Origin of the sequence: Ancylobacter oerskovii (assembly GCF_018390555.1) — a bacterium.
GTDB classification, from domain to species: domain Bacteria; phylum Pseudomonadota; class Alphaproteobacteria; order Rhizobiales; family Xanthobacteraceae; genus Ancylobacter; species Ancylobacter oerskovii.
Genome location: NZ_JAHBGB010000044.1, coordinates 686,845 through 698,476, shown reverse-complemented (window position 1 = coordinate 698,476; position 11,632 = coordinate 686,845). Strand labels below are relative to the sequence as shown.

General features: G+C 66.7%; 11 protein-coding genes. 9 read left to right on the top strand and 2 right to left on the bottom strand.

The features are described 5' to 3' along the window. Window positions 1-40: 40 nt before the first annotated feature. The 9 genes from KHC19_RS24245 (at window position 41) to KHC19_RS24205 (ending at window position 9,483) form a co-directional block, all read left to right on the top strand. Window positions 41-961 (top strand): LysR family transcriptional regulator, encoded by a 921-nt coding sequence (locus KHC19_RS24245; RefSeq protein ID WP_213356112.1) that lies wholly within the window; start codon window positions 41-43, stop codon window positions 959-961. 119 nt (window positions 962-1,080) lie between these two features. Next, window positions 1,081-1,887: a carbon-nitrogen hydrolase family protein gene (locus tag KHC19_RS24240; RefSeq protein WP_213356110.1), complete on the top strand. Its 807-nt coding sequence runs from the start codon at window positions 1,081-1,083 to the stop codon at window positions 1,885-1,887. A 13-nt stretch (window positions 1,888-1,900) separates the two neighbouring features. Then, complete coding sequence (locus KHC19_RS24235) at window positions 1,901-2,584, top strand: RraA family protein (protein ID WP_213356108.1); 684 nt, start codon at window positions 1,901-1,903, stop codon at window positions 2,582-2,584. A 73-nt stretch (window positions 2,585-2,657) separates the two neighbouring features. Next, entirely contained in the window at window positions 2,658-3,701 is a 1,044-nt protein-coding gene (locus KHC19_RS24230; RefSeq protein WP_213356107.1) for an ABC transporter substrate-binding protein, read from the top strand. Window positions 3,702-3,711: 10 nt separating this feature from the next. Further along, window positions 3,712-4,806: an ABC transporter ATP-binding protein gene (locus KHC19_RS24225; RefSeq protein WP_246549462.1), complete on the top strand. Its 1,095-nt coding sequence runs from the start codon at window positions 3,712-3,714 to the stop codon at window positions 4,804-4,806. Between the two features lie 10 nt (window positions 4,807-4,816). After that, window positions 4,817-5,689: an ABC transporter permease gene (locus KHC19_RS24220; protein ID WP_213356106.1), complete on the top strand. Its 873-nt coding sequence runs from the start codon at window positions 4,817-4,819 to the stop codon at window positions 5,687-5,689. A gap of 12 nt (window positions 5,690-5,701) precedes the next feature. Next, window positions 5,702-6,496 (top strand): ABC transporter permease, encoded by a 795-nt coding sequence (locus KHC19_RS24215; RefSeq protein ID WP_213356105.1) that lies wholly within the window; start codon window positions 5,702-5,704, stop codon window positions 6,494-6,496. Window positions 6,497-7,456: 960 nt separating this feature from the next. After that, window positions 7,457-8,329, top strand: coding sequence for an ABC transporter substrate-binding protein (locus KHC19_RS24210; RefSeq protein WP_213356104.1), 873 nt, complete (start codon window positions 7,457-7,459; stop codon window positions 8,327-8,329). Window positions 8,330-8,358: 29 nt separating this feature from the next. Beyond that, entirely contained in the window at window positions 8,359-9,483 is a 1,125-nt protein-coding gene (locus KHC19_RS24205) for an LLM class flavin-dependent oxidoreductase (RefSeq protein ID WP_213356103.1), read from the top strand. Window positions 9,484-9,534: 51 nt separating this feature from the next. Here the strand turns inward: KHC19_RS24205 and KHC19_RS24200 are convergent, their stop codons facing one another. Both KHC19_RS24200 and KHC19_RS24195 read right to left on the bottom strand, forming a co-directional pair. Beyond that, entirely contained in the window at window positions 9,535-10,017 is a 483-nt protein-coding gene (locus KHC19_RS24200) for an L-2-amino-thiazoline-4-carboxylic acid hydrolase (RefSeq protein ID WP_213356102.1), read from the bottom strand. Between the two features lie 12 nt (window positions 10,018-10,029). After that, window positions 10,030-11,544, bottom strand: coding sequence for a class I adenylate-forming enzyme family protein (locus tag KHC19_RS24195; protein WP_213356100.1), 1,515 nt, complete (start codon window positions 11,542-11,544; stop codon window positions 10,030-10,032). Window positions 11,545-11,632 lie beyond the last annotated feature (88 nt).

The following is an 11,632-nucleotide window of genomic DNA, read 5'->3' as shown; positions in this document are numbered from 1 at the left end:
AAGGCTTCACCCTTCCCGCCATAGCGGAGCTTTCCGGCGCATGAACATCCGCTTTCTGGAGACCTTTCTCTGGGTGGCCCGGCTGCGCAGCTTCTCCAGCGCCGCCGACAAGCTCTGCACCACCCAGGCTGCCGTCTCCAATCGCATCGCGACGCTGGAGCGCGACCTCGGCGTGCGCCTGTTCGAGCGGGACCTGCGCAATGTCAGCCTCACTCCGGCCGGGGAGCGGGCGCTTGCGCAGGCGGAGACCATCGTCCAGCTGGCAGCCGATCTGCGGTTAGGGATCGGCGATCCCCACCGGCTTCGCGGCCGCGTGTCCATCGGCGTCATCGACACCATCGTCTATGCTTGGCTGCCGCAACTCATGGAGCAGGGTTATGCCGCCCATCCCGACGTCGACCTCGACCTCACGGTGGACACGAGCCTGGCGGTGGCGCGCCTGCTGATGGATCGGCAGGTAGATCTGGCGCTCATCGCTGGCCCCGTGCTCGCTCCCGGGTACCGCAACATCGAGCTGTGCAGTTATGAGTGCATCTGGGCGGCGGCGCCGCGCCTCGGCCTACACGGCCGCCGGCTGACACTGGAGGACCTTACCGCCTATCCGGTCTTCGCCTTCTCGCGCGGCTCGCAGCCGCACCAGAACGTGCTGAAGCTGATCGAGGCGGCTGGCCTGGACCCACACGCGGTGCGCATCCTCAATTCCAACTCCCTCGCCACCATCACCCGCCTCGTGCGCGACGGCATGGGGGTCGCGGTGTTTCCCGAAGTGGTGATGCGTGAGATGCGCGAGCGCGGCGAACTCGTGCAGCTCGACGTCGAGGCGCGGTTGCCGCGGCTGCACCTGCACGCGGTCTATCGCGAGGAGCCCGGCAGCACGCTGCCGCAGCTGATCGCCCGCATGGCCGCCGAGATCGCCGCCGGCGAGGACAAGCCACCCGGTGCTGCACCGCACAGGGAATAGGCAGCATCCGCATATGCCGCTCTCATAAGCGTTGCTTGTCGGCGCGGACAAGAATTTCGCGTTTGTCGGGGCGCCGGCGGTCTGGTCACATCGACCGGACCGCTGAAGGAGGACCCGGCGTGAAGGTTTCGTTGATCCAGATGAATTCACAGGGCGACAAGGCGGCGAACCTCGCCACCGCCGCCAATCTCATCGAGGAGGCGGTCGCCGCCGAGCGTCCCGACCTCGTGGTACTGCCGGAATATTACGCCTTTCTCGGCGACACGCCGGCTCAGATGCAGGATTCCGCCGAGAGCTTTCCCGATGGCGCGTCCTACCAGCTGATGAAGGGCCTGGCCCGGAAGCTGAAGGTGGCGATCCACGCCGGCAGCGTCGCCGAGAAGGACGGCAATTCCTTCTACAACACCACCCTCGTCTTCGGCCCGGACGGCGAGGAGCTGGCACGCTACCGCAAGATCCACCTGTTCGACGTGGAGATAACCGGCGGCACCATCTATCGCGAGAGCGACACGGTCTCGCGCGGCGAAGAGGTCGTCACCTACCAGCTGGGCGACACCACCGTCGGTTGCGCCATCTGTTACGACATCCGCTTCCCCGAATTGTTCCGCAAGCTGCGCGACAAGGGGGCCGACGTCATCGTGCTCCCCGCCGCCTTCACCCTGATGACCGGCAAGGACCATTGGGAGGTGCTGGCCCGCGCCCGCGCCATCGAGACCCAGACCTGGTTTCTTGCCGTCGGCCAGACCGGCTCGCATGCCGGCGGCGCCAAATGGTGCTGGGGTCATTCCATGGTGATCGACCCCTGGGGCCATATCGCCGCCCAGTGTTCGGACGGCGTCGGTTTCACCTCCGGCCGGCTCGACTTCGCCTATAGCGCGAAGGCCCGCACCAATGTGCCGGTCGCCAATCACCACGTCCTCGGCTGAGGGAAGCGTATCCATGTTCATCGTCAATCCCATGCCCGCCCAGATCGCCCCCGAACTCGTCGCCGAGCTCGAGAAATGCGAGGTCGCCACCATCGGGCATGTGCTGCATTCCGGCTTCGTCGATCGCGGGATCGGCGCCGTTCTGCCCGGCAAGCGCGTGGCCGGCACCGCGGTGACGCTGCGCATCCCCCATGCCGATTCCACCCTGCTGCACTACCTCACCGCCTATGTGCGCCCCGGCGACGTCGTGGTGATCGAGCGCTGCGAGGATTCCCGTCATGCCTGCTGGGGCGGGGTCATCACCAACGCCATGAAGCAGGCCGGCGTGAAGGCCGGCGTCATCGACGGCCCGGCCACCGACTTCTCCGAGATCGTGCGCGTCGACATGCCGGTGTGGTGCCGCGGCCCCTCGCCGATCACCACCAAGCTGCTCGGCCTCGAAGGCGCGATGAACGTGCCGGTGAATGTCGGCGGTCAGACCGTCGAGCCGGGCGACGCCGTGCTGTGCGACGAGAGCGGCGTGGTGGTGCTGAAGCCCGACCAGGCGCCCGCCATCGCCGCTCGCGCCCTCCAGATGCAGGAGACCGAGATAAAGCTCCTCGCCCGTCTCGCCGCCGGCGAGAAGCTGCCCGACATCACCGGCGCCCGCGCCCTCGTGGAGGCCAAGCTGGTGGAGGCCCGGCTCGCCACCGCCTGAGGCTCGCGCATTCGCCATATCATCGTGAAACGAGGCCGGGCCACCGGCCCGCCAACCTTTCCAGAGGGGATTCATGACGACATCCGTGAAGCTCGCCGCCGCCATCCTCGCCCTCGGCCTGCTGACCCAAGGCGTCCGGGCGCAATCCTCCATCACCGTCATGGGCTATTCCGGCCTGTTCCAGGAGCGCTACACCAAGGCCGTTGTCGAGCCCTTCATGCGGGCGCATCCCGACATCCAGGTGACGTATTTCCCCTTGCCGTCCTCCGCCGCCATGCTCGGCAATCTGCGTGCCCAGAAGGCGGCGCCGCAGGCCGACGTGGTGATCATGGACGTCTCCGTCTCCAAGGCCGGCACCGACGAGAAGCTGTTCGACAAAATCGACGAAAGCAACGCGCCGAACGTCAGGGATCTCTATCCCGCCGCCCGCATCCCGGACGTCGCCGGCGTCGGTGTTACCTTCGACAATCTCGTCATGCTCTACAATGCCGAGGCGGTGAAGGAGCCGCCGGCATCGTGGATGGCGATGGCCGACAAGGCCAATGAGGGCAAGGTGGTCATCCCCGGCATTCCCGACATCCAGGGCGTGTCGCTGGTCATCATCCTCAACAAGGCCAATGGCGGCACGGATTATCTGAAGGACGTGAGCAAGGGCATCGCGGCCATGACCGAGATCGCCCCCAATGTGCAGACCTGGGAACCCAAGCCCGAGGTCTATGTGCCGATCGTCACCGGCCAGGCCGTTCTCGGCGCCGGCTGGAACGCGCGCGCCCAGGTCAACAACCAGACCTCCGGCGGCAAGCTGAAGGCCGCCATCCCACAGGAAGGCACGGTGTTCCAGATCAACACCATCAATCTCGTCGCCAATGGCCCCGGCGGCGAGGCGGCGAAGACCTTCGTGAACTACGCGCTGAGCCCGGAGGCGCAGAAGGCTTTCACCGAGAGCATGTTCTACGCGCCCACCAATACCAAGGCGCAGATCTCGCCGGAGGCGCTGGACCGCACGGCGGTGAAGTTCATGGACAAGGTGATCCCCGTGGACTGGATCGCGCTCGCCAAGGTGCGTGAATCCATCGGCGAGCAGTGGCGCCGCCGCGTGTTGCCCGCGAGCCGTTGAGGACCATCGCATGATGAGCATCCGCCCCGACGAGATCCAGGGTCTGAAGCAGGCGGAGGGCTTCCTCTCCCTGCGCGGCCTCACCCGCCGCTATGGCAACTTCAATGCCGTGGACGACCTCAATCTCGACGTGGCCAAAGGCGAGCTCGTCGCCTTCCTCGGCCCTTCCGGCTGCGGCAAGACCACGTCGCTGCGCATGATCGCCGGCCTCGCGCCCTCCACCTCCGGCCATATCGTGGTGGATGGGCACGACATTACCGGCGTGCCGCCCTATCGGCGCGACATGGGGCTGGTGTTCCAGTCCTATGCGCTCTTCCCGCATATGGACGTGGCGCGGAACATCGCCTTCGGCCTGGAGATGCGCAAGGTCGGCAAGGCGGAAGCGCAGGAGCGGGTGCGCGAGGCCATCGCCCTGGTGCGCCTTTCCGGCAAGGAGCAGCATCGCCCCGCCCAGCTGTCCGGCGGCCAGCAGCAGCGCGTGGCGCTCGCCCGCGCCCTCGTGGTGCGTCCTTCCATCCTGCTTCTCGACGAGCCGCTGTCCAATCTCGATGCCAAGCTGCGCGAGGAGATGCGCAACGAAATTCGCGACATCCAGAAGCGGCTCGGTATCACCGCCATCTTCGTCACCCACGATCAGATGGAAGCGCTCACCATCTGCGACAAGGTCGCGGTGATGAACCATGGCCGCCTCGAGCAGCTCGGCACCCCGCTCGACATCTACGAGCATCCCAGCACCGCCTTCGTGGCCGGCTTCGTCGGCCGCATCAACCGCCTCGCCGGAACCGCCTCGGGCGGTCTCGCCGAGGTCGCAGGGGTGCAGGTCGCCGCACCGGGCTTCGATGGCCGGGTAGAGGTGATGGTGCGGCCGCACCGCGTCTCGCTTTCGGCGTACGCTCCGCCGGCCGGGGACGACCGCTACGCGCTCGCCGGCACGGTGGCCCGGGCCACCTTTGCCGGCGACATCCTCGAATATGAGGTCGAGGCGGGCGGTGTCCTGATGAAGTCGGAAGCCGCGACACGCGGCGGCGAGGGCGTGCTCGCCCCCGGCACTCCGGTCATCCTGTCCTGGCACCGCCGGGACACCTTCGTCTACGCCGCGTCGTGAGCGCTCTCTCATGAACACCCTCGCCCTCCCCGCCCGCGAAGCTCGCGGCATGAGCCCGGCGGCGGTCGCCATGTGGCTGCTGCTGCCGATCGCCCTCGTCAACGCCGTCGGCTTCCTGTGGCCGGTGGTCAACCTGCTGCGCATGTCCCTCAACGAATCGGAGGCGACCGGCGCGCTGATCGACACCGTCTCGCTCGCCACCTGGCGGAACGTGCTCACCGACAGCTTCACCCTGGAGCTGATCGGCAACAGCATCGGCGTCAGCCTGTTCATTACCCTGCTGACGCTCGTGGCCTCCTACCCGATCGCGATCTACCTGCACCGCTCCAGCGGATTGTGGCGCACCGTCCTGCTGGTGCTGGTCATCGCGCCGCTGCTCACCTCGGCGGTGGTGCGCACCTATGGCTGGATCGCCATCCTCTCCAATCAGGGGCTGGTCGCCAACCTGCTGGCCGCGTTCGGCCTCGCCCCGCCCCGGCTGATGTTCAACCTCACCGGGGTGGTCATCGGGCTCACCGAGATCCTCATGCCCTACATGATCCTCGCTTTGCTCTCCGGCTTCGGGCGGCTCGACCCGCGCTACGAGGAGGCGGCGCTGACGCTCGGGGCGACGCCCTTGAAAACCTTCTGGCGCGTGGTGCTGCCGCTCACCGCTCCGGGCATGGCGCTCGGCTGTCTGCTCTGCTTCGTGCTCGCCATCTCTTCCTTCGTGACGCCGAAACTGCTCGGTGGAGGCCGGGTGTTCCTGCTGGCCACCGAGATCTACGACCAGGCCATCGTGACGCTGAACTGGCCGGTCGCCGCGACGCTGTCGATGATCGTGCTGGTCCTGTTCGGCGCCGCCCTGGCCCTTTACACACGCGCGCTGCGGCGCATCGCCTGACGGAGGCCAGACATGGACGAACGCCCGATCTCCCCGGTGCTGAAGGCCGCCGCCGGCCTGATGTTCCTGTTCCTGCTGGCGCCGCTCATCATCGTCATTCCCATTTCGCTGAGCGGCGACACCTATATGGCGTTCCCCCCATCGAGCTGGAGCCTGCGCTGGTACGGTGCCATCTTCTCGGACACCCGGATGACGGCCGCCTTCTCGGTAAGTCTCATCCTGGCACTGGTGGTAACGGCGCTATCGCTGCTGATCGGCCTGCCGGCCGCCTATGCGCTCGTAAGGCTGCGCCCGCTGGGCGCGGAGGTGTTGGGCAGCCTGTTCACCGCGCCGCTGCTGCTGCCGACCATCGTGCTCGGCCTCGCCATCTTGCTGGTGTTCGCCCCGCTCGGCCTGCTCGGCACCTTCCAGGGCCTGGTGGCGGCGCATCTCATTGTCACTCTGCCCTATGCGATCCGCGTGTTGTCGACGGCACTCGCCACCTTGCCGATCCCGGTGGAGGAAGCCGCGGCGACGCTCGGCGCGCCGCCCCTCACGGTGTTCTTCCGTGTCACCCTGCCGATGATGCGCTCGGGCATGGTATCCACGGCGGCGCTGTGTTTCCTCGTCTCCTTCGACGAGGTGGTGCTGTCGCTGTTCATGACCGGGCCGCGCCTGTCGACCCTGCCGGTCGCTATGTACCGGCATGTGGAGCAGCAGGCGGACCCGCTCGTCGCCGCCATCTCGGTACTATTGGTGGTGCTGACTCTGGCAGTGGTGATCGTGGTCGACCGTACCGCCGGGCTGGCGAAGACCTTCGTTCGGTAAACGGTTGCGCCAGGTGAGGCCCACCCGAACGGGGCGCAGCGCCCCTTCTCCAGAGGCTTCTCAGCACATGACCGGCACCGAGGGCGCCATGTCCTTCAGCCTTGGATTCCGGCCCGCGGGAAGAATGAACATCAACCAATTTTCGATCGACGTCGCAAGATAGCGGCCATGCGGTCACGTTGCATTTCTGCCTCCCTGCGGCTCCATTGTCTTCTGGGAGCCCGGAAAGCCGGGGCCATTGCAGGCGCGGTCGGCTCGTTTGCAGATCCGTCGTTTCCGGCGCCAACCCACTCGGTGTGGGGGCGAGCGGCGTCACCCACGGGTAACGTGCCTCTAACGCGCGATGCCTTGCCGGTCGACTTCGCCGTTTCTGTCGTGAAGCCAACGGAAAATTTATCCGTCGCGACCTCGCGCCCCCGCGCAGCGGCAGCCCAACCATCCCCCCTTTGGGGGTCCGTATGTTTCCAGATGCGCTGACGGAAGCCGATGCTTCCGTCCTTCTGGAATGAGAAGCCGCAACACTGCGACCTCCCTGTTTCCGCAGCCTTCAGCGCAGCGACGCCGAACAGCCTCGTAACCGGCCTCTCCTATCCGGCGGCGCTTCCCGACAGTCCACCCTCACCGATGGCTTGGATGCGGCTCTACGCCTTCATGACCCCCACGTTCGACAGCCCTGCATCTCGACGAGCCCCCTCGCGCGACCGGTTGGCTCAGTAGCGACCAGTGCGGGGCTCAGACGCGAGGGTTGCCGATATTATCTATATGTTTTATTGGCTATAGAAGATATTTTGAGGATCGTTTCCTGCCCAAGGCTCGCATTTGGCGGCGGCTGCGCCTCGCGGTTCGCGCGTCTTCCCGGCGATGGAGAGCGTGCAGGACCGGGCCGACCGCATCGCCCCCCCGCGCGGAGCCGCTCGCCCCTCTCCGTCCTCACCCTCGGCCTCACCAAGGAGCCTGCCCATGCCGCTCGTGATCGGCGCTCATCCGCAGAACCCCTCCCTGTCGATCCTTGCGCGCCGCAAGGCCGCGCGGGCCCGGCTCGCCGCCCGCGATTTGTCCTTCTTCGTCTTTGGCGCCGGCTCGCAGACCATTCCGTTGCTGAAGGCCGGGGTCATTCAGCTTGCCGGCACGGGCGCCACCCCGCCGATCCTGGCCAAGGCGGAAGGCTTTTCGACCGCCGTGTTCGCAATAGGCCAGCCGCGTCCCGAACGCGGCGGCCTGCTGGTACGCGAAGACGCCGGAATAGGCTCGCTCGCGGATCTGCGCGGGCGGGGCGTCGGGCTGATGCCGATCTCGTGGCATACCCAGTTCCTCGCCGCCGAACTCGAGGCGGCCGGGCTGGACTGGCGCGAGGTGAAGGCGGCCGAGATCATCCCGGCCACCGCCAGGGATGCCTTTGTCGAAGGCCATCTCGATGCCATCGTCGCCACCGACCCGCTCTATTCGCAGATCGCGGCGCAGGTGCCGGTGCGCATTCTCGCGGCGCCGGGCGCGCATTTCTCGAACCGCACCGTGTTCTGGGCGCCGGTGGAGATCCTGCGGCGCCATCCCGATGCCGTGCGCGTTCTGCTCGACGAGCTGATCGCGTCCGATGCCGCCACCGCGGCGGATCCCGAGGCCGCCGCGGCCCTGCTCGACGGCGTCAACGGGAACTCGGCGAAGCAGTGGCTGCCGGCGCTGGCGAACCGGCCATGGGGCGTGTTCCCGCCCGGTGCCGAGTTTCTCGCGGAGCAGCAGGGGCATGCCGACCTGTTCGCGCGTTTCGGCCTCATTGCACACCCCATCGACGTTGCCGACACGGTCGATGATTCGCATTTCGCCGCGCTCGCCTGAGCCGGTCCAACGACAAAAAGGCCAGAAAAATGGAAGTGTTGTGGTACCTCACCGGCCCGGACGGGCGCTATCCCTGGCGCAAGGATGGCGCTCGCCCGCTCAACTACGCCTATTTCCAGCAGATCGCCCGCGCCGTGGACCATCTCGGTTTCACGGGCGCCCTGCTCGCCACCGGCTCGCACGACGCCTGGATCCAGGGCGCGGCGCTCATCCCTTATACCGAGCATTTCCAGCATCTTATCGCAGCTCATCCACCGCTGCTCTCGCCGGTGCTGCTGGCGAAGATGATCACCACCTTCGACCAGTTTTCCAACGGTCGGCTGCGGGTGAACATCGTCAATGGCGATGCCAGGCTGATGGCGCAGTTCGGCACCCATCTCAGCCATGACGACCGCTATGCCTATACGGACGAGTTCCTCACCGTGCTGCGCGGCCTGTTGCGCGGCGAAACGGTGACGTTCAAGGGCCGGTTCATCCATGTGGTGGATGCCGGCCTGCCGCTGCCTCCCACCCAGGCGCATGTGCCGCTCTGGTTCGGCGGCTCCTCGCCGGCCGCCCACGAGGTCGCCGCCAAGCATATCGACACCTATCTGTCCTGGGGCGAGACCCCGGAGCAGGCACAGGCCAAGATAAGGGAAGTCCGCGCGCTCGCGGCCAGGCACGGACGCGCGGATGCGATCCGCTTCGGCATCCGGCTCTATGTGATCGTGCGCGAGACGGAGAAGGCCGCCTGGGCGGCGGCGCAGGATCTCTACGACCATATGGACGAGGCGGCCGTCGCCGGCGCCCAGGCCTATGTGGCGGGCATCGATTCGGTGGGCCAGCAGCGCATGTCCGCGCTCCATGGCGGACGCAAGCCGAAGGATCTGCGGGAATTGGAGATCGCGCCCAATCTGTGGTCCGGCATCGGCCTCGTGCGGCATGGGCCGGGCACGGCGCTGGTCGGCAGCCCGCAGCAGGTCGTGCAGCGCCTGCAGGATTATCGCGACGCCGGCATCGAGGTGCTGATCGCCTCGGGCATGCCGTTGCTGGAAGAAGCGTATCGCTTCGCCGAACTGGTGCTGCCGCACCTACCCGTCCAGCGGAACGCGCCCGACGGCGTGACGTCCGCCTTCACCAAGGACCGCGATGCCGCCTGGCGTGCCAGCGCCTGAGAAGGGAACGCATGCGGAAGGGGAGACGGCGCGCTCTCCTTCCGCACCGGCTCACCTGTCCGAAAGCGGCTCTTCCTTGAGCCGATAGCGGAAATCGCAATGGTCCGCGCCCTCCATGATGGTCTGGGTGCGCTCCATCTCGATGCGGGGATCGATGCCCTTGCAGAACACCGCATCGCGCTGGCACGACAGCAGGTGGCCGATCTCGGCAAGGCCGAGTTCACGGTACATCTCGGCATAGCGGCAGCGATGCACGTTGTAGTCGAGCGCGGTCGGAGACTGCTCGGTGACCTCGATTTCCAGCGCCCCGTTCATCGTCCACAAATGCAGCGTCGAATAGAAGCCGTCGATGCCCGAATGCTCACCGAGCTCGGTGCGAAACGCGGCGGCCTGCCGGATCGAATTCTCCCGTACCGCCTTTCCGATCACGGCCTTGGCTTCATCCTTGCCGAAGCGAGCGACGAGTTCGTCATAGATCGGCTTGATGATCTCCGCCTCGATGCGTCGCTTCTCGAGAATGGAAACAGTCGTCATCAGATCCGCACCTCACGCTGCATGGTTCGCTCCCTGCGCCCGCCCCGAACGGAGGGCAGCTTCGGCCTTCAGCCTCGTGCGGTCCACCTTGTTGGTCTGGGCGAGCGGAATCTCCGGCACCGCGAAGATGTGCCGGGGATGCAGATAGGGATCGGCCTGCGCGACAAACCACTCCTTCACCTCGCTCTCCTGCAAGGCGACCCCGCCGCGGGTGACGACGAAGGCCGCCGGCACCTCATGCTTGAGACTGTCGGGCACGGGAACCACGATCGCCTGCTCGATGGCCGGATGCTGCTCCAGCACGCGCTCGATCTCCGCCGGATAGATATTGTGGCCTGCCGAAATGAACATGTCGTCGACGCGCCCGACGAAATAGTGAAACCCCTCGGCATCCTGCCGGATGATGTCGCGGCTGTTGTACCACCCGTCCTGCAGGACGGCGGCACTGACCTCCGGCCGATTGAGATAGCCGGCCATCGTCGCCGGGGTGCGCATGAACAGCGTGCCTTCCCCCTCCCCCTCGACGAGCGTGCCGTCCGCCGCCACGAGGCGCAGATTTTCCTGGAACAAGGGGTAGCCGCAGGAGAGCGCCGGTGTCGGGCGTCCATCGGGATGGCGGCCATAGACGGTCGGGCCGGCCTCGGTGGTGCCGTAGAAATTGGCGATCTCGGCACCGGGGAAAAGGCGGCGGGCCTCGGCGATCAGATTGTCGCCATAGGGCGCCGATCCGATGAACAGGAAGCGCACCCGCGCGAACGCCGAGGGCACCTCGTCGCCGAGATGCCGGGCCAGCATCGCGATCATGGTCGGCACCCCGGAGACCCAGTCGCAGCGGAACGTGTCGACCGCGCGTGCAAAGCCCGCCGGGGTGAAGCCGGGAAGCACGACGAGGCTGCCGCCGGCCCGGAAGGTGCGCTTCACGTTGAACAGCGCATTCATGTGGAACAGCGGCGCGGCGACCAGCACCCGGTAGGAACCCGGATCGGACACCAGCTTCGCCCCCTCCTCGACGGCCCAGTACTGTCCGTGGTGGGAAAGGGGAACTCCCTTGGGCGTGCCGGTGGAACCGGAGGTGTAGAGGATCTGCGCGATGTCGTCCTCCGCCACCGGCGCCGGATCGAGCTCGCCCTCGTCCTGCAACGCCTCCCAGGCTTCGCTGCCGATCAGCACCGCGCCGGGTCGGCGGCCATGCCGCTCGGCGTCGTCGGTGAAGATCATGTCGATGGCCGCGTCGCGCAGGAGGAAGTCCACCGCCTCGTCGCCCGCCCGCCAGTTGAACGGCACGACCACCCCGCCCGCGCGCATGACGGCGAAATAGATCACGACATAGTCCGCGCTGTTGCGCGCCAGCACCGCGACCCGGAAGCCCCGCTCCCCCAGCCGGGCGCGCAGGCCGCGGCCGAGTGCATTCACCCGCCTGTTCAGCTCTCCATAGCTGAAGCTCCGCACGCCGGCGTCGGTGGCCTCGATGAGTGCCACATCCCCGGCCTTCCCGCCGAACAGGACGTCAGAGAGGTTGTGAGCCATTGATATCATTCCCGATTTTCTAATTTTGGCAGGACGTGCAGAGCGCCGGGGGGCAACATGCTGCAACGCAACCAGACTTCCATTGACA

Coding starts and splice junctions, on each gene's coding strand:
- KHC19_RS24245 (WP_213356112.1), top strand. CDS start 41: ATGAACATCCGCTTTCTGGAGACCTTTCTCTGGGTGGCCCGGCTGCGC.
- KHC19_RS24235 (WP_213356108.1), top strand. CDS start 1,901: ATGTTCATCGTCAATCCCATGCCCGCCCAGATCGCCCCCGAACTCGTC.
- KHC19_RS24230 (WP_213356107.1), top strand. CDS start 2,658: ATGACGACATCCGTGAAGCTCGCCGCCGCCATCCTCGCCCTCGGCCTG.
- KHC19_RS24225 (WP_246549462.1), top strand. CDS start 3,712: ATGATGAGCATCCGCCCCGACGAGATCCAGGGTCTGAAGCAGGCGGAG.
- KHC19_RS24220 (WP_213356106.1), top strand. CDS start 4,817: ATGAACACCCTCGCCCTCCCCGCCCGCGAAGCTCGCGGCATGAGCCCG.
- KHC19_RS24215 (WP_213356105.1), top strand. CDS start 5,702: ATGGACGAACGCCCGATCTCCCCGGTGCTGAAGGCCGCCGCCGGCCTG.
- KHC19_RS24210 (WP_213356104.1), top strand. CDS start 7,457: ATGCCGCTCGTGATCGGCGCTCATCCGCAGAACCCCTCCCTGTCGATC.
- KHC19_RS24205 (WP_213356103.1), top strand. CDS start 8,359: ATGGAAGTGTTGTGGTACCTCACCGGCCCGGACGGGCGCTATCCCTGG.
- KHC19_RS24200 (WP_213356102.1), bottom strand. CDS start 10,017: ATGACGACTGTTTCCATTCTCGAGAAGCGACGCATCGAGGCGGAGATC.
- KHC19_RS24195 (WP_213356100.1), bottom strand. CDS start 11,544: ATGGCTCACAACCTCTCTGACGTCCTGTTCGGCGGGAAGGCCGGGGAT.